We start from the raw sequence: 18,379 nt of genomic DNA on the forward strand, positions 1-18,379 counted from the left end.
TCAGGCGCCCTCGAACTCCGCCTTGCCCGGACCGTTCTCGACGAAGCTGCGCATCCCGGTGGCACGGTCCTTCGTGGCGAACAGTCCCGCGAACAGCTGCCGCTCGATCTCGAGCCCGGTCTCGAGGTCGACCTCGAGGCCGCGGTCGATGGCCTCCTTGGCCGCCCGGACCGCGTAGGACGGCCCGCCGACGTAGCGCGCGACCATCGCGCGGGCGGTGTCGTAGACCTCCGCGGCGGGCACGACGGCGTCGACCAGGCCGATCTCGAGGGCCTCCTGGGCCGCGACGAAACGGCCGGAGAGGACGAGGTCCTTGGCCTTGGCCGGGCCGACGAGACGGGCGAGGCGCTGGGTGCCACCGGCCCCCGGGATGATGCCGAGGAGGATCTCGGGCTGCCCGAGCTTCGCGTCGTCGGCAACGACCCGCCAGTCGCAGGCGAGCGCGACCTCGCACCCACCACCGAGCGCGTACCCCGTGACGGCCGCGACGGTGGGCTTCGGCAGCTTGGCGAGCGCCTTGGTGAAGTCCTGGAGCATCCCGGAGCGGTCGACCATGTCGGTGTACGACATCGCCTCCATCTCCTTGATGTCCGCGCCGGCCGCGAACACCTTCTCCCCGCCCCAGACGACGACCGCGGCGACGTCGGAGCGCTCGGCGGCCTCCCGGCACACCTCGACGATGCCGGCCTGCACCTCGCCGTCCAGGGCGTTCATCGGCGGCCGGTCCAGGCGGATCGTCCCGATCCCGTCCTCGACCTCGAGCCGGACGACGTCGCTCACGCCTCGCCCTCGGGCTTTCCGGTCTGGGGGTCGATGCCCATGATCCGCTGGTGCCACAGGTGGACGGCGGAGAGCACGACCTGGATGGAGACCTGGACCATCGCGTCGAGCTGGGCGCCCTCGGTGACGACGTGCTCCCCGGTGACGACGAGGGTCGTCCCGGCCAGCCCGGTCTTGACGTGGTTCATGTGCAGATTGATCTCGTTGCACGTCTCGTGCAGCTTGAGCCGGTCGCCCGTCAGCTCGTCCTGGACCTGCCACTGGCCGAAGAGCCGCATGATCTCGACGTCGCCCTCGGTGCAGCGCACGAAGAGCTGCTGCTCGTTGACCGTGAAGGCCACATCGCCGTCGGAGTCGATGTTCGGCGCGACCCCGAGGTCGACGAGGACGTCGAGGACGCGGCCGCGCAGCGGGTGCTCGTCCGGCGGCGGCGGGAAGTTGGGCAGCGACGTGGGATCGGTCATCGCTCCACCGTAGCCATCCCCCACGGTGGCTTCCATGGCGGGCGGGCCCGCGCGCGCCCGGTCAGTGACACGGGGCCTCCCGGTTGGCCGGGTCCTGCCAGTCGAGCTGCCCCAGGTCGTCGCGGCGGGCCAGCTCCGTCACGAAGACCTCGAGGTCGGTGAGGGCCAGACCGTGGTCCCCGGCCGGGCCGGCCCGCCAGGCGGCGACGACCGGCGTCACCTCCTCGTGCCACCACGCGGCCGCGAGGTCGGCCGCGCAGCAGTAGCTCGTGCCGTCCACCAGGAGCCTGCGGTACCCCCAGGCCATCGCCGCGTCCGCGATGCGCGTCCAGTCGGCGGGCGAGCCGAGACTGTTCTCGGTCCGCACGTCGTCGGGCAGGGGCAGCACCTCGAGGAACCGGCGCTCGGCGGCGCTCGTCGTCAGGTCGCAGGCCCGCAGGCAGGCCCGGGCGTAGGCCGTGGTGCAGATGCGTCGCACCGAGGCGGGGAGCGTGGTCCAGCCGCGCTCTCGCGCGACGGCCACGCGGTGGTGGCCGTCGACGACGAAGTACAGCTCACCGAGACGCAACAGCCGGATCGGAGGTGGCCACTCGCCCGCGTCGAACCGACGGCGGACCTCTGCCAGGCGTGCCGAGCGCCGGAGCGGGCGGAAGTCCCGGTCGAAGTCGTCGCTGCGGCCCACCGACCCGACGACCGCCCCGAGCGGAACCTCCTCGGCGGTCTCCCCCATGTCGTGCTCGCGCCCCACGGCCTCGATGACCTCGTGGAACGAGAGCAGCGGGTCGTGGTCACGGTTCCACAGCGACATGATGCCCATGCCTCCATCTGAACAGATCTGTTCAGGTTAGTCTAGGCCCGAGAGGAGGACCGATGTCGAGGTCGAAGCGCACCGAGGTGCTGGCCGCCGCCGAGCGGCTCTTCTACACCCGCGGGGTGGCGAGCACCGGGGTCGACCTCGTCGCCCGGGAGGCCGGGGTCTCCAAGGCGACCCTCTACCACCACTTCCCCTCCAAGGACGCGCTCCTCACCGCATACGTCGACCACATCGAGGCCCGATGGCGCGAGCGCCTGACGGACCGCCTCGCCGCGCTCAACGACCCGTGGGACCGGCTGGCCGCGTACACCACCGCCTACATCGACGGCGGACCGTCCGTCCGTGGGCTCGGCCAGCGCGGATGCGGCCAGCAGAACCTGGCCTCGGAGCTGCCGGACGACCACCCCGCGCTGGCCGTCATCGTCGCGGCGAAGCGGCGCACCGAGGAGGACGTGGCCGGGCTCCTGCGGGAGCTCGGGAACCCGCACCCGGAGGCCCTGGCCGAGGCGATCGTCACGCTGCTGGAGGGCGGCTGCATCCGTTCGGGCATGCAGCGCACGACGATCGACCTCGCACCCGTCCTCGCCGCCGTGCGAGTCCTCGCCCTGGGGTCGGGCCCACCTGGCGCCACTCACTAGGCTCGTCCCCATGCCGCCCTGGGACCACCCGTCACCGACGCCGCCGGGGCCGCTGACCCGCGACCTGCCCCCGCCGCCCGGGGTCACTCCCGCCCTGGGGGGTGCCGACGTGTCGGTCTACGCGGGCCACGCCGAGGCCGTGGAGGTCTGCCTCTTCGAGCCCGGCGACGAGACCGGCGAGAGCGAGCAGCGCGTCCCGCTGCGCGAGCGCGCGCACGGCTGGTGGTTCGGCACCGTGCCCGGGCTGGGGCCCGGCCGGCGCTACGGGCTACGCGCCCACGGGCCCTGGCAGCCCGACGCCGGGCACCTGTTCAACGGCGACAAGCTGCTCCTCGACCCCTACGCCGGTGCCGTGGAGGGTGAGGTCACCTGGGGGCCCGAGCTCTACGGCCACGCCGTCGACGACACCTGGCACGGCGACCTCGACGTCCGCTCGGCCCTCGACAGCCGCGGGAGCGTGCCGCGCGGGGTCGTCGTCGACCACTCCTTCGACTGGGGCGGCGACACCCCTCCCCGGCACTCACGCAGCGAGACCGTCGTCTACGAGGCGCACGTCCGCAACCAGACGATGCGCCATCCGGGCGTTCCCGAGCACCTGCGCGGCACGTACGCGGGGCTCGCCCACCCGGCAGCGGTCGAGCACCTCGTCTCGCTCGGGGTCACCACCCTCGAGCTCCTGCCGGTGCACGCGTTCACGCACGAGCCGCACCTCGTCCGGCGCGGGCTGACGAACCACTGGGGCTACAACACCCTCGGGTTCTTCGCCCCGCACCCGCAGTACGCCGCGGCCCGCGACCCGCAGGGGGTCGTCGACGAGGTCAAGGGCATGGTCAAGCTGCTCCACGAGGCGGGCATCGAGGTCGTCCTCGACGTCGTCTACAACCACACCGCCGAGCAGAGCCGCGCCGGCGCCACGCTGTCCTGGCGCGGCCTGGACCAACGGGCCTACTACCGCCTCGACGAGCGCGGCCGCGACATCGACGTCACGGGCTGCGGCAACACCCTCGACCTGCGCCACCCGGTCACCTGCCGGATGGTGCTCGACTCGCTGCGGCACTGGGTGCAGGAGTTCCACGTCGACGGCTTCCGCTTCGACCTCGCCGTCGCACTCGGCCGGGGGCGCGGGGACGACTTCGACCCCGACCACCCGTTCCTCGTCGCGCTGCGCACCGACCCCGTCCTCTCCCGCGTCGCGCTCGTCGCCGAGCCGTGGGACCTCGGGATGCACGGGTGGCGCACCGGGCAGTTCCCGCCCCCGTTCCTCGAGTGGAACGACCGCTTCCGCGACACCGTCCGCCAGTTCTGGGTCGGCGACCTCCGGGCGCAGGCGCACGGGCACGCCGGTCACGACGCCCGCGAGCTCGCCACCCGGCTCACCGGCTCCCGGGACCTCTTCGGCGCCCGGGACCGCGGGCCCACCGCATCGGTCAACTTCGTCACTGCGCACGACGGCTTCACCCTGGCCGACCTCGTCTCCTACGACCACAAGCACAACGAGGCCAACGGCGAGGACAACCGTGACGGCAGCAACGGCAACGGCTCGTGGAACCACGGGGTCGAGGGCGGCACCGACGACGCCGAGGTCCTCGCGGCGCGGTCGCGCACCCTGCGGGCGCTCCTCGGCACGCTCCTGCTGAGCCAGGGTGTCCCGATGCTCACCGCCGGCGACGAGCTCGGCCGCACCCAGGGCGGCAACAACAACCCGTACTGCCAGGACACCGAGATCTCGTGGACGGACTGGGGCCTCGCCGCGTGGCAGGAGGACCTCCTCGCGACGACCCGCCACCTGCTGGCGCTGCGCCGCACCCTGCCCGTGCTGCGCGGGCGCTCCTGGCTGCTCGGGCGGCCGGTCGGCCCGGAGGGCACGCCCGACGTCGACTGGCTCGGCGCGGACGGCGAGCCGATGGGCGAGCGCTGGTCCGACCCCGCGTCCCGGGTGCTGCAGATGGTGCTCGCGGCGCCGGACGACTCGTCCGACGGTGCCGTCCTCGTCGTCAACGGCAGCGCGGACGCCACGCCGGTCCGCCTGCCCGCGCCGCCCGGGGGTGGCCGGCTCCGGCTGGTCTGGGACAGCGCCGAACCCCGCCCCGGCCACCCGGAGGACGTCCCGCCCGACGCCACCGCCACGGTCCCGGCGGGGACCCTGCGCCTCTACGTCACGGCCACGGACGGCTGACGGCTCGCCGCCACGGACGCCCGCCGTGCGGTACAACACGAGGATGGCGAGCGTCGGACGGACCGTGCAGTCGGCGATCTACCGCGCGGGCTCGTTCGGCCGCCGCCCGACGGTCCCCACCGACGGGGGGCAGCTGGAGACCGCCGCCGAGAGGGCGATGTCCCGCCGCGCGTTCGGCTACGTCGCGGGCTCGGCGGGCGGTGAGGCCACCGCCCGCGCCAACCGTGCGGCCTTCGACCGCTGGAGCATCGTGCCCCGGGTGCTCGCCGGCACCCCCGAGCGCGACCTCGGGGTCGAGCTCCTCGGCCGCCGGCACGACCTGCCGCTGCTCCTCTCGCCCATCGGTGTGCTGTCCTCGGCCCACGAGGACGCGGACGTCGGGGCGGCCCGGGCCGGACGCACGGCCGGGATGACCCCCGTGCTCAGCACCCAGGCGTCCCGCCCCATGGAGGAGGTCGCGGCCGCGCTCGGCGGCAGCGACTTCTGGTACCAGCTCTACTGGAGCAGCGACGACGACCTCGCGGCGAGCCTGGTCTCGCGCGCGGAGGCGTGCGGCGCCGAGGCACTCGTCGTCACGCTCGACACCGCCTACCTCGGCTGGCGCCCCCGGGACCTCGACCTCGGGCACCTGCCGTTCGCCCGGGGCGAGGGCATCGCGCAGTACACCTCCGACCCGGTCTTCCGCCGCCTCGTCGAGGCCCGGGTGGCCGCCTCCGCCGGCACGGACCCCGGACCGCAGCCCCGCCCGACCCCGGCCGCGGTCCGCACCCTGCTCGCGATGAGCCGCAACCACCCGGGCCCCACCCGTGACAACGTCCGCTCCCCGGTGCCGCGCGCCGCCGTCGAGACGTTCCTCGACGTGTTCTCCAACCCGTCGCTCACCTGGGACGACGTCCCGCGGCTGCGGGAGATGACGTCCCTGCCGGTCGTCCTCAAAGGCCTGCTTCACCCCGACGACGCCACCCGCGCGGTCGAGGCCGGCGTCGACGGCGTCTGGGTGTCGAACCACGGTGGGCGTCAGGTCGACCGCTCGGTCGGTGCGCTCGACGCCCTCCCCGGCGTCGTCGACGCCGTCCGCGCCACCGGCTCCGCCGTGCCGGTGCTCTTCGACAGCGGCGTCCGCTCCGGCGCCGACGCCTTCGTCGCCCTGGCCCTCGGCGCGAGCGCGGTCGGCATCGGCCGGCCGTACGTCTACGGTCTCGCGCTGGCCGGCGAGCCCGGGGCCGCCGAGGTCCTGCGGCACATCGCCGCCGAGCTCGACCTCACGATGGGGCTCGCGGGGTGCCCCACACTCGCCGACGTCACCCGCGACCGGCTCCGGACCTCACCCTGAGCGCATGTGCGTACGCTGGCCAGCGCACCACCGTCGCTGCGTCCGCTCCGCCTCTCCGCTCCGAAGGACGACCCCGATGTCCGAACCCGTGACCACGCCCGCCGCTGCACCCGGCACCCCGGCGGGTGCCGTCGTCTCCGACGAGACGCCGTCCACCGACGCGCGCCGCATCGGCTCCACGTTCCGGGCCGGTCACACGCTCGCCTCCGGACCGGTCGTCCAGCCGCCGGCGACGGTCGACGGGTTCGTCGAGACCTTCCTCGCCGAGCTCAACTACGGCCAGGGGGTCCTGCTGTCGCAGTCGACCGTCAACGACCAGTACCTGGCGCTGGCGCGCACGGTCCGCCGCTATCTCATGGCCGACTGGCTCGAGACCGGCGCGCGGCGCCGGCAGTCGCAGCAGAAGACCGTCGGCTACCTCTCCGCGGAGTACCTCCTCGGGCGTCAGCTGGGCAACAACCTCCTCGCCACCAACCTCCAGGACATCGCCGAGGCCGCGATGCACGGCTGCGGCCTGGACATCGCCACGCTGCGGGCGCAGGAGGTCGAGCCGGGACTCGGCAACGGCGGCCTCGGCCGGCTCGCCGCGTGCTTCGTCGACTCGCTCGCGACGATGGACGTCTCGTGCATCGGCTACGGCATCCGCTACGAGTACGGGATCTTCCGGCAGACCTTCGAGGACGAGCGCCAGGTCGAGGTGCCGGACTCCTGGCTCGCCCTCGGCAGCCCGTGGGAGTTCCCCCACCCCGAACGCCAGGTGCTCGTGAGCTTCGGTGGCCGCACCGAGAGCACGACCGGCGACGACGGCACCGAGCGGACCCGCTGGGTCCCCGACTGGAACGTGCTCGGCATGCCGTACCACTACATGGTCCCCGGCTTCCGCAACGGCGTCGTCAACACGCTGCGCCTGTGGAGCGCACGCGCCACCCAGGCCTTCGACCTCCAGATCTTCAACTCCGGCGACTACGCCCAGGCCGTACGCGCACAGACCTTCGCCGAGAACATCTCCAAGGTCCTCTACCCCGAGGACTCCACGCCGCAGGGCAAGGAGCTGCGGCTGCAGCAGCAGTACTTCTTCGTCGCCTGCTCGCTGCACGACTTCATCGACAACACCCTGCCCCCGGACTTCGACCTCCGCCGCCTGCCGGAGCGGATCGTCTTCCAGCTGAACGACACCCACCCGGTCATCGCGATCCCCGAGCTCATGCGGATCCTCGTCGACCGCAAGGGCTTCGGCTGGGACGAGGCGTGGGAGACCACGAAGCAGTGCTTCGCGTACACCTGCCACACCCTCCTGCCGGAGGCCCTCGAGGTCTGGTCGGTCGAGCTCCTCGGCCGGCTGCTCCCCCGGCACCTCGAGATCATCTACCGCATCAACGAGGAGTTCCTCGACGAGGTCCGCGAGGCCTTCCCCGGCGACGAGATGCTCGTCCGGCGGATGTCGATCATCGCCGAGCACCCCGAGCGCTCGGTGCGGATGGCCTACCTCGCGACGGTCGCCGGCGCGAAGGTCAACGGGGTGGCCGAGCTGCACAGCCAGCTGCTCCGGGACAAGGTGCTGCCCGACTTCTCACGGCTGTGGCCCGAAAAGTTCACGAACGTCACGAACGGCGTCACGCCGCGCCGCTTCGTCCTCCTCGCCAACCGCCGGCTCTCCGACCTCGTCACCGACACGATCGGCGACGGCTGGGTCACCGACCTCGACCGCCTCCGCGAGCTCGAGCCCTACGCCGACGACGCCGCGTTCCGCGCCGAGTTCCGGCGGGTCAAGCAGGAGAACAAGGAGCGTCTCTTCTCGCTGCTGCGGGTGCGCGACGGCCTGGAGCTCCCGCACGACGCGATGCTCGACGTCATGGTCAAGCGGCTGCACGAGTACAAGCGGCAGACGCTCAAGCTGCTCCACATCGTCTCGCTCTACGACGACGTCGTCTCGGGCCGCGTCCCCGCGGAGTCGGTGACCGCGCGCACCTTCGTCTTCGGGGCCAAGGCCGCGCCCGGGTACCACATGGCGAAGGAGATCATCTTCCTCGTCAACGCCGTCGCCGACGTCGTGAACACCGACCCGCGCGTCGAGGGCCGCCTCTCCGTCGCCTTCCCGGCCAACTACAACGTGACGCTCGCCGAGAAGCTCATCCCGGCCGCCGACCTCTCCGAGCAGATCTCCCTCGCGGGCAAGGAGGCCTCGGGCACCGGCAACATGAAGTTCGCCCTCAACGGTGCCCTGACGATCGGCACCGACGACGGCGCGAACGTCGAGATCCGCCGGCTCGTCGGCGACGACCACTTCTTCCTCTTCGGGATGGCCGAGCCCGAGGTCGAGCAGCTGCGCACCTCCGGCTACACGCCCTCGGCGGTCTACGAGTCGAACCCGCGGCTGCGCAGCACGATCGACCTCCTCGCCAGCGGGCACTTCACCGGCGGCGACCGGCGGGCCGTCGCGCCGGTCATCGACAACCTGCTGCACCAGGACACGTTCATGGCGCTCGCCGACTTCCAGTCCTACCTCGACGCCCAGGAGCGGGTCGACGCCGCGTACGCCGACCCCGACGGCTGGGCGCGCTCGGCCATCCTCAACGTCGCGCGCTCCGGCTTCTTCTCCTCGGACCGCTCGATGCGCGACTACCTCGACCGCATCTGGCTCGCCTGAGGCCGGCAGCCGGGACGGTCTCCCGGACGGTTGGGGTCACCCGCCACCGCCCGTGTAGGTTCGTCAAGGTGAGTGACGACCTCCGAACCGCCCCTCCGCAGGCCCCGATCGGACGGATCCCCGTCCAGGACGTCAGACCCGTCGTCGACCACGGCGCGCGCCCCGCGAAGGCCGTCGTCGGCGAGGAGTTCGAGGTCCGCGCCACCGTCTTCCGCGAGGGTCACGACGCCGTGAGCGCCACCGTCGTCCTGACCGACCCGGACGGCGCCGAGCACCACCTGCCGATGACGTGCGTCAACGAGGGGCTCAACACCTGGGTCGCCCGGGTGACGCCCGACCGCACCGGGTGGTGGGCCTACCGCGTCGAGGGATGGTCCGACCCGTACGGCACGTGGGAGCACGACGCCACCATCAAGGTCGCGGCCGACGTCGACACCGAGCTGATGCTCGAGGAGGGCGCCCGGGTGCTCGAGCGGGCGGTCGACGAGGTCGAGCGGAGCGCCGCCCAGGAGCAGGTGCTCGTCGACGCCGTCACGGTGCTGCGCGACACGACCCGTCCTCCTGGTGTACGGCTCAAGGCCGGCACCGACGCGGCCGTCGAGGACGAGCTCGGCGAGCGGCCGCTGCGCGAGATGGTCTCGCCGTCCCCGGAGTACGCCCTCCTCGTCGAGCGGGAGCGCGCGCTCTACGGCGCCTGGTACGAGCTCTTCCCGCGCTCCGAGGGCGCCACGTACGACGCCGAGAACCACCGGTGGACCACCGGGACGCTGCGCACGGCCGCACGACGGCTCCCGGCCATCGCCGACATGGGCTTCGACGTCGTCTACCTGACCCCGGTGCACCCGATCGGCCAGGCCGCCAAGAAGGGTCCGAACAACACCCTCGACGCCCGCCCGGAGGACCCCGGCAGCCCGTACGCGATCGGCTCGCCGGACGGCGGCCACGACGCCATCCACCCCGACCTCGGCACCTTCGACGACTTCGACGCGTTCGTCGCCCGGGCCGAGGGGCTCGGCCTCGAGGTCGCGATGGACCTCGCGCTGCAGTGCTCGCCCGACCACCCGTGGGTGGAGGCGCACCCGGAGTGGTTCACGACGCGCGCCGACGGCACGATCGCCTACGCCGAGAACCCGCCGAAGAAGTACCAGGACATCTACCCCCTGAACTTCGACAACGACCCCGAGGGCATCTACCGCGAGGTCCGCCGCGTCGTCCAGGTGTGGATCGACCACGGCGTGAAGATCTTCCGGGTCGACAACCCGCACACCAAGCCGGTCGAGTTCTGGCAGTGGATCATCGACGACGTCGCGCAGGACCACCCGGACGTCATCTGGCTCGCGGAGGCGTTCACCAAGCCCGCGATGATGCACACCCTCGCCAAGGTCGGCTTCCAGCAGAGCTACACGTACTACGCGTGGCGCAACACCGCCGAGGAGATCGAGGAGTACCTCACCGAGCTCTCCGGCGACGCGGCGGCCTACATGCGCCCCTCGTTCTGGCCCACGACGCACGACATCCTCACGCCGTACATGCAGTTCGGCGGGCCGGCCGCGTGGAAGGTGCGGGCCGCCCTCGCCGCCACCCTCGTGCCCACCTACGGCATCTACGCGGGCTACGAGCTCATGGAGCACGTCGCCCGCCCCGGCGCCGAGGAGCAGATCGACAACGAGAAGTACGAGTACAAGGACCGCCGCTGGGCCGACCACGCGCCCGGCGGGCCGCTCGAGGGGCGCTCGCTCGCGGGGTGGCTGACCCGGCTCAACGAGATCCGGCGCGCGCACCCGGCGCTGCACCGGCTGCGCAACATCCGCTTCCACGAGGTCGACGACGAGAACTTCGTCGCGTACTCCAAGCGGCGGGTCCTGGACGACGGCACGACCGACATCGTCCTCGTCGTCGCCAACCTCGACCCGCACTCCACGCGCGCCACGACGCTACGCCTGGACCTCACCTCGCTCGGCTTCGAGCCCGGCGACTCCGTCGAGGCCCGTGACCTCCTCACCGACCAGACCTGGGTCTGGCAGCGGGACGTCTACGTCCGGCTGGGCCCGGAGGTCGAGCCCTGCCACATCGTGTCGCTGAGGAGGCCCTGGTGAGCGTGATCCCCGGCATGGGGCACAGCACGCCGGGCCTCGGCATGAACCAGCCCGGCCTGCGGCACGACCCCGAGTGGTTCCGCACCGCCGTCTTCTACGAGGTTCTCGTGCGCGCCTTCGGCGACACGACGGGCTCCGGCGAGGGCGACTTCGCGGGCATCGTCGGCCGGCTCGACTACCTCCAGTGGCTCGGCGTCGACTGCCTGTGGCTGCCGCCGTTCTACGCGAGCCCGCTGCGGGACGGCGGCTACGACATCTCGGACTACACCCAGGTGCTCCCCGAGTTCGGGACGCTGCCGGAGTTCCGCGAGCTCATCACCCAGGCGCACGCCCGCGGCATCCGGATCGTCACCGACCTCGTGATGAACCACACGAGCGACCAGCACCCGTGGTTCCAGGCCTCGCGCAGCGACCCGGAGGGCCCGTACGGCGACTTCTACGTGTGGTCGGACACCGACGACCGGTACACCGACGCCCGGATCATCTTCATCGACACCGAGACGTCCAACTGGACCTTCGACCCCATCCGCCGGCAGTTCTTCTGGCACCGCTTCTTCAGTCACCAGCCGGACCTCAACTTCGAGAACCCGGCCGTCCACGAGGCGATCTTCGACGTCGTCCGGTTCTGGATGGACATGGGGATCGACGGCTTCCGGCTCGACGCCGTGCCCTACCTCTACGAGGAGGAGGGCCACAACGGCGAGAACCACCCGCGGACGCACGATTTCCTGGCGTCGCTGCGGGCCATGGTCGACACCGAGTACCCGGGACGGGTGCTGCTCGCCGAGGCGAACCAGCCCCCGAAGGACGTCGTCGACTACTTCGGCACCGAGGACGCGCCGGAGTGCCAGATGTGCTTCCACTTCCCGGTCATGCCGATGCTCTACTACTCGCTGCGCGAGGAGAAGGCCGCCCCGATCATCGACGTCCTCGCCGACACCCCGGCCATCCCGCCCGGCACCCAGTGGGGCACGTTCCTGCGCAACCACGACGAGCTGACCCTCGAGATGGTCACGCCCGAGCAGCGCGCGGCGATGTACGGCTGGTACGCCCCGGACCCGCGGATGCGCGCCAACGTCGGCATCCGGCGCCGGCTGGCGCCGCTGCTCGACAACAGCCGCCCCGAGATCGAGCTCATCCACGCGCTGCTGCTCTCGCTGCCCGGCTCGCCGTGCCTGTACTACGGCGACGAGATCATGATGGGCGACAACATCTGGCTCGACGACCGCGACGCCGTGCGCACCCCGATGCAGTGGACCCCCGACCGCAACGCGGGGTTCTCGACCTCCGACCCCGGCAAGCTCTACCTGCCTGTCATCCAGTCGCTCGTGCACCACTACAACCACGTGAACGTGGAGGCCCAGATGGCCTCGGGCTCCTCGTTCCTGCACTGGGTGCGCGGCATGCTCGCGGTCCGTCGCGAGCACCCGGTGTTCGGGCTCGGCGACTTCACGGTGTGCGACTCGGCGCACGAGCGGGTGCTCGCCTACGTCCGCGTCGACACCCGCGACCGCGACGTCGAGGACCGCTCCGCGCGAGCCGTCGTGTGCGTCAACAACCTGTCGTCCCGGCCCCAGGCGACCACGGTCACCCTTCCCCCGGAGTTCGCCGGGTGGCAGACGCGAGACCTCTTCGGCGGCACCGGCTTCCCGGACATCGCCGACGACGGCACGTTCACGGTGACCCTCGGGTCGCGGGACTTCTTCTGGCTGGCTCTCGACCCGCCTCCCGGGGGCGAGCATGGCTGAGATCCACCACGCGACCCTCGACCCCACGCGCATCGGTCTCGTCGAGGCCTGGATCGGCAGCCAACGCTGGTACGCCGGCCGTGGCCGCGATCCGCGGCTCCGGCTGCTTGCCGCGTGGCGTCTCGACGACCCTTCGGGTGAGGTGGGTGTCGAGACGCTCCTCGTCGCCGACGAGGGCGACCCGGGCCGGGACGACACCGTCGTCTACCAGGTGCCGCTCACCTACCGTGGCGCGCCGCTCGAGGGTGCCGAGAGCGCCCTCGTCGGCACCGCCGAGCACTCGGTGCTCGGGCGCCGCTGGGTCTACGACGCCCCGCACGACCCGGTCTACGCCGCCCAGCTGATCGAGCTCGTCCAGGGGCGCGTCCGTGCTGCGTCCTCACACCACAGCCACGAGCCGGAGGACGCCGTCTCCGGTGTGCCGCAGCCCAGCTGGGCCGAGCCGGTCCGGGTCACGGCATCGCACGTGCTCCGCGGCGAGCAGTCGAACACCTCGGTCGTCCTCGATGCCGAGCGCGCGGACGGCACCACCGTCCCCCTCATCGTCAAGGTCTTCCGCACGCTCTCCCCCGGCGACAACCCGGACGTCGTCCTCCAGGGCGCCCTCGTCGACGCCGGCTCGCGGCGCGTCCCGGGCGTCGTCGGTGCGGTCACGGGCGCATGGCCGCACCCGACCCCCGAGGGCGACGTCGCCGCCACCGGCCACCTTGCCTTCGCCCAGGAGTTCCTCCCCGGGGTGCAGGACGCCTGGCGGGTCGCCCTCGCCGCGGCCGAGCGCGGAGACGACTTCACCGGGCCGGCTCGGGACCTCGGCGCCGCGACGGCCGAGGTCCACCACAGCCTCGCCGAGGCCCTCGGGACCACCCCGACCACGGACGAGCAGGTGCGTGGCATCCTCGCCGGGATGCGCCAACGGCTCGACGCCGCCGTCACCGCCGCGCCGGAGCTCGAGGAGACCCGCCCCGCCGTCGAGGCCGTGCTCGCCGCCGCGGCCGACACCCACTGGCCGGACCTCCAGCGGGTGCACGGCGACTACCACCTCGGCCAGGTGCTGCACTCCCCCGAGCGCGGCTGGGTGCTCCTCGACTTCGAGGGCGAGCCGCTGCGCCCACTCGCCGAGCGTTCCCTGCCGGACCAGTGGGTCCGCGACGTCGCCGGGATGCTCCGCAGCATCGACTACGCGGGAGGCTCCCGGGAGCAGGCCACCGGGTCCTCCGCCCGGGACTGGGTCGCAGCCACCCAGGAGTCGTTCCTCGACGGCTACGCGGCCGAGGTCGGCGTGGACCCGCGTTCCCTCGGGCCGCTCCTCGCCGCGTTCGAGCTCGACAAGGCGCTGTACGAGGTCGTGTACGAGGCTCGCCACCGTCCGGACTGGCTCGCGATCCCCCTGGCCGCGACCCGCCGCCTCACCGACCACTCCTCCCCCGCGACCCCGCAAGGAGACCTCTCGTGACCTCCACGCCCAGCCCCGAGATCCACGGCGCCATCACGGCGCTCGTCCAGGGGCGCCACCAGCAGCCGCACGACCTCCTGGGGCAGCACCTCGAGCCCGGCGGCCTGCGGATCCGGGTGCTCCGGCCGATGGCCCGCTCGGTGCGGGTCCGCTTCGAGGACGGTGAGGTCCTCGACCTCGCCCACGAGGCCGAGGGCGTCTGGACGGGCGTGCGCGCGGGGCAGACCCGCACGATGGACTACCGGCTCACGGTCGCCTGGGACGACGGCGTCGAGCACGAGCAGGACGACCCGTACCGGTTCGCCCCCACCCTCGGTGAGCTCGACCTCCACCTCGTGAACGAGGGCCGGCACGAGGAGCTGTGGACCGTCCTCGGAGCGCGGGTGCACACCTACGACGGACCGCTCGGCCAGGTCACCGGCACCTCGTTCGCCGTGTGGGCGCCCCGGGCCAAGGCCGTCCGTGTCGTCGGCGACTTCAACGGCTGGGACGGCCACGTGAACCCGATGCGCCTCATCGGCGGCAGCGGCGTCTGGGAGCTCTTCGTCCCGGGCGTCGGCGTCGGCGACGTCTACAAGTACGAGATCCGCGGGGCCGACGACGTCGTGCGCACCAAGGCCGACCCGATGGCCCGCCGCACCGAGTGCCCGCCGCGTACGGGCTCGGTCGTCGACGACTCGACGCACGCGTGGGGCGACGACGCCTGGATGGAGCAGCGCGCGGCGCGGGACCCGCACACCGGCCCGATGAGCGTCTACGAGGTACACCTCGGCTCCTGGCGGCAGGGCATGACCTACCGCGACCTCGCCGAGCACCTCGTCAACTACGTCGTGGACCTCGGCTTCACCCACGTCGAGCTCCTCCCCGTCATGGAGCACCCGTACGGGCCGTCGTGGGGCTACCAGGTCACCGGCTACTACGCCCCGACGGCTCGCTTCGGCACCCCCGACGACTTCAAGTTCCTCGTCGACACCCTCCACCAGGCCGGGATCGGCGTCATCCTCGACTGGGTGCCGGGCCACTTCCCCCGCGACGAGTTCGCGCTCGCCCGCTTCGACGGCCTCCCGCTCTACGAGCACCCGGACCCGCGCCGTGGCGACCAGCCCGACTGGGGCACCCACGTGTTCGACTTCGGCCGGCTGGAGGTGCGCAACTTCCTCGTGGCCAACGCCGCGTACTGGCTCGAGGAGTTCCACGTCGACGGCCTGCGGGTCGACGCCGTCGCCTCGATGCTCTACCTCGACTACTCGCGCCGCGACGGCGAGTGGATCCCCAACGTGCACGGCGGCCGCGAGCACCTGGAGGCCATCGGCCTGCTCCAGGAGTCGAACGCCACCGCCTACAAGCGGGTGCCCGGCATCGTCACCGTCGCCGAGGAGTCCACGTCGTGGCCGGGCGTCACGAAGCCGACGTCCGGGGGCGGCCTCGGGTTCGGCCTGAAGTGGAACATGGGCTGGATGAACGACACGCTGCGCTACCTCCACGAGGAGCCCGTGCACCGCCAGTACCACCACAACCTCCTGACGTTCTCGCTCATGTACGCCTTCAGCGAGAACTTCGTCCTGCCCATCAGCCACGACGAGGTCGTGCACGGCAAGGGGTCGCTGCTCACGAAGATCCCGGGCGGGCGGACCGAGCAGCTCGCGACGCTGCGGGCGTTCCTCGCCTACATGTGGTCCCACCCCGGGAAGCAGCTGCTCTTCATGGGGTGCGAGTTCGCGCAGCCGGGCGAGTGGGCCGACGGACGCTCGCTCGACTGGTGGCTGCTCGACCACGCGGCGCACTACCGCGTGCACAACCTCGTCAAGCAGCTCAACGCCACCTACCGGGCGCACCCGGCCCTGTGGGCGATGGACAGCCACCCTGCCGGGTTCCGCTGGCTGGACGCGGACGACAACACCGGCAACCTGCTCTCCTACCTCCGTTTCGAGAACGCCGACCAGAGCGGCGACGTCGTCGCGGTGCTCGTCAACTACAGCGGTGCCGACAAGGACTGGGTCCGGCTCGGCGTGCCGCGCAGCGGGTCGTGGGAGGTCGTCCTCGACACGAGCGGCTACGACGAGGCGGGCTCGCCGAGCCAGGCCGGTGTCGTGGTCGAGGCGGTCCGGGAGCCGTGGAACGACCAGCCGTACTCGGTCACCGTCCGGGCGGCCGGGCTGTCCGCGCTCTATCTCGTTCCGGTGGAGGAGTCCGCCGATGCCGACACCGGCGGACACGCAGCCCGGACCCACCTCTGACAGGATCGGAGGCATGAGCTCCTCGCGCGCCGGACAGCCCGCCCAGCCCTCCGATCTCGTCGACGTCGCCTCGCTCGTCACCGCCTACTACACGCGCGAGCCGGACCCGGAGAACGTCGACGAACAGGTGGTCTTCGGCACCTCCGGGCACCGCGGGTCGAGCCTGAAGGCGTCGTTCAACGAGGCCCACATCCTCGCGACGACCCAGGCCATCTGCGACTACCGCCGCGAGCAGGGCTACGACGGCCCCCTGTTCATCGGCCGGGACACCCACGGGCTCTCCGAACCCGCCTGGGCCAGTGCGCTCGAGGTCCTCGTCGCGAACGACGTCACCGTGCTCGTCGACGCCGCGGACCGCTACACACCGACCCCGGCCGTCTCGCACGCCATCCTCGTCGCGAACCGCGGCAAGGTCTCCGGGGTGGCGGACATGGCGGCCGGCCGGGGGCTCGCCGACGGCATCGTCGTCACGCCGTCGCACAACCCGCCGACGGACGGCGGCTTCAAGTACAACCCGCCGCACGGCGGGCCGGCCGACTCCGACGCGACGAAGGTCATCGCCGCCGCCGCCAACGCCTACGTCCGGGCGGGGCTCGACGGCGTACGGCGAGTGCCGTTCGCCCGGGCCCGGGCCGCCGCGGACACCTACGACTTCCTCGGCACCTACGTCGACGACCTGCCGAACGTCCTGGACCTCGAAGCGATCCGGTCGGCCGGCGTGCGGATCGGTGCCGACCCCCTCGGCGGCGCGGCGGTCGACTACTGGGGTGCGATCGCCGAGCGCCACGGTCTCGATCTCACCGTGGTGAACCCGCTCGTCGACGCGACGTGGCGGTTCATGACGCTCGACTGGGACGGCAAGATCCGGATGGACTGCTCGTCGCCCTCCGCGATGGCCTCGCTCATCGAACGGCGTGACGAGTACGACGTCGCCACCGGAAACGACGCCGACAGCGACCGGCACGGCATCGTCACTCCGGACGCCGGACTGATGAACCCCAACCACTATCTCGCCGTGGCCATCCAGTACCTCTACGGCGGCGCGCGGCCGGAATGGCGCGACGACGGCTTCGTCGGCAAGACGCTGGTCTCGAGCTCGATGATCGACCGGGTCGCCGCGGACCTGGGCCGCCGGCTCGTCGAGGTGCCGGTGGGCTTCAAGTGGTTCGTCCCCGGCCTGCTCGACGGCTCCGGCCCGTTCGGCGGCGAGGAGTCTGCCGGAGCGTCGTTCCTGCGTCGTGACGGGTCGGTGTGGACGACCGACAAGGACGGCATCCTCCTCGCCCTGCTCGCTTCCGAGATCATCGCCCGCACCGGCAAGACCCCGTCACAGCACTACGGGGAGCTCACCGCCCGACACGGGTCACCCGCCTACGCACGCGTCGACGCCCCCGCGGACCGAGAGCAGAAGGCGAAGCTCGCGGCCCTGTCCCCCGAGGACGTCACCGCCGAGTCACTCGCCGGCGAGCCGATCACCGACAAGCTGACCGAGGCCCCCGGAAACGGCGCGGCGATCGGCGGGCTCAAGGTCGTCACCGAGTCGGCGTGGTTCGCCGCCCGCCCCTCGGGTACCGAGGACGTCTACAAGATCTACGCAGAGTCCTTCCGAGGCCCGGACCACCTGGCCCAGGTGCAGGCCGAGGCCCAGGAGGTCGTCTCCGCAGCCCTCGGCGGCTGACCACGAAGCTCCGGGGCCGGGCAACCACTCCTCCGCCCGCGCCCACGGCCCACCCCATCCCACCCCCGTGAAGCCCCAACCACTCCCCGCCCCCGTGAAGCCCCAACCACTCCCTGCACCTGGGAACCCGACCCACTCCCCGGCAACCGCGGAACCCCACCCACTCAGGCGCCCGGGAGGACCCACAACCACCCCCGGCGCCCGGGAGGACCCACAACCACGCCCGGCGCCCGGGAGGACCCACAACCACGCCGGGTCGTCGACCTCCGGGTCTACGTCCCCCCGCCGGACGATCTCGGAGGTGCCCGATCCCAG

General features: G+C 72.2%; 12 protein-coding genes. 9 read left to right on the plus strand and 3 right to left on the minus strand.

Going from position 1 to position 18,379, the window contains the following annotated elements; all coding sequences use genetic code 11:
- The 3 genes from JQN72_RS14420 to JQN72_RS14430 form a co-directional block, all read right to left on the minus strand.
- On the minus strand, positions 1-780 hold the full coding sequence (locus tag JQN72_RS14420; protein ID WP_204135826.1) for an enoyl-CoA hydratase/isomerase family protein: 780 nt from the start codon (positions 778-780) through the stop codon (positions 1-3).
- Complete coding sequence (locus JQN72_RS14425; RefSeq protein ID WP_204135827.1) at positions 777-1,244, minus strand: YbjN domain-containing protein; 468 nt, start codon at positions 1,242-1,244, stop codon at positions 777-779. The genes JQN72_RS14420 and JQN72_RS14425 overlap by 4 nt, the downstream gene beginning before the upstream one ends.
- A 61-nt stretch (positions 1,245-1,305) precedes the next feature.
- Positions 1,306-2,061, minus strand: coding sequence for a ParB N-terminal domain-containing protein (locus JQN72_RS14430; RefSeq protein WP_204135828.1), 756 nt, complete (start codon positions 2,059-2,061; stop codon positions 1,306-1,308).
- Between the two features lie 53 nt (positions 2,062-2,114).
- Here JQN72_RS14430 and JQN72_RS14435 point away from each other — a divergent pair, with 53 nt between their 5' ends.
- The 9 genes from JQN72_RS14435 (at position 2,115) to pgm (ending at position 18,064) form a co-directional block, all read left to right on the plus strand.
- The gene (locus JQN72_RS14435; RefSeq protein WP_204135829.1) at positions 2,115-2,696 is read left to right on the plus strand and encodes a TetR/AcrR family transcriptional regulator; all 582 of its coding nucleotides are present in this window, start codon (positions 2,115-2,117) and stop codon (positions 2,694-2,696) included.
- A 10-nt stretch (positions 2,697-2,706) separates the two neighbouring features.
- Positions 2,707-4,872, plus strand: a complete 2,166-nt coding sequence (gene glgX, locus JQN72_RS14440; RefSeq protein ID WP_204135830.1) for a glycogen debranching protein GlgX — start codon at positions 2,707-2,709, stop codon at positions 4,870-4,872.
- Between the two features lie 43 nt (positions 4,873-4,915).
- On the plus strand, positions 4,916-6,205 hold the full coding sequence (locus JQN72_RS14445; RefSeq protein ID WP_204135831.1) for an alpha-hydroxy-acid oxidizing protein: 1,290 nt from the start codon (positions 4,916-4,918) through the stop codon (positions 6,203-6,205).
- A 76-nt stretch (positions 6,206-6,281) separates the two neighbouring features.
- Entirely contained in the window at positions 6,282-8,852 is a 2,571-nt protein-coding gene (locus tag JQN72_RS14450; protein WP_204135832.1) for a glycogen/starch/alpha-glucan phosphorylase, read from the plus strand.
- A gap of 68 nt (positions 8,853-8,920) precedes the next feature.
- On the plus strand, positions 8,921-10,948 hold the full coding sequence (locus JQN72_RS14455; RefSeq protein WP_204135833.1) for an alpha-1,4-glucan--maltose-1-phosphate maltosyltransferase: 2,028 nt from the start codon (positions 8,921-8,923) through the stop codon (positions 10,946-10,948).
- A gap of 14 nt (positions 10,949-10,962) precedes the next feature.
- Positions 10,963-12,696, plus strand: a complete 1,734-nt coding sequence (gene treS, locus JQN72_RS14460; protein ID WP_204135894.1) for a maltose alpha-D-glucosyltransferase — start codon at positions 10,963-10,965, stop codon at positions 12,694-12,696.
- Positions 12,689-14,149, plus strand: a complete 1,461-nt coding sequence (locus JQN72_RS14465; protein WP_204135834.1) for a phosphotransferase — start codon at positions 12,689-12,691, stop codon at positions 14,147-14,149. The genes treS and JQN72_RS14465 overlap by 8 nt, the downstream gene beginning before the upstream one ends.
- Positions 14,146-16,386 (plus strand): 1,4-alpha-glucan branching protein GlgB, encoded by a 2,241-nt coding sequence (glgB, locus tag JQN72_RS14470; protein ID WP_204135835.1) that lies wholly within the window; start codon positions 14,146-14,148, stop codon positions 16,384-16,386. Before JQN72_RS14465 ends, glgB begins: the two co-directional genes overlap by 4 nt.
- Before the next feature lie 13 nt (positions 16,387-16,399).
- Positions 16,400-18,064: a phosphoglucomutase (alpha-D-glucose-1,6-bisphosphate-dependent) gene (gene pgm, locus JQN72_RS14475; protein ID WP_204135836.1), complete on the plus strand. Its 1,665-nt coding sequence runs from the start codon at positions 16,400-16,402 to the stop codon at positions 18,062-18,064.
- The last annotated feature ends 315 nt before the right edge of the window (positions 18,065-18,379 follow it).

It is taken from the genome of Phycicoccus sp. CSK15P-2 (assembly GCF_016888005.1).
Lineage (GTDB): Bacteria > Actinomycetota > Actinomycetes > Actinomycetales > Dermatophilaceae > Phycicoccus.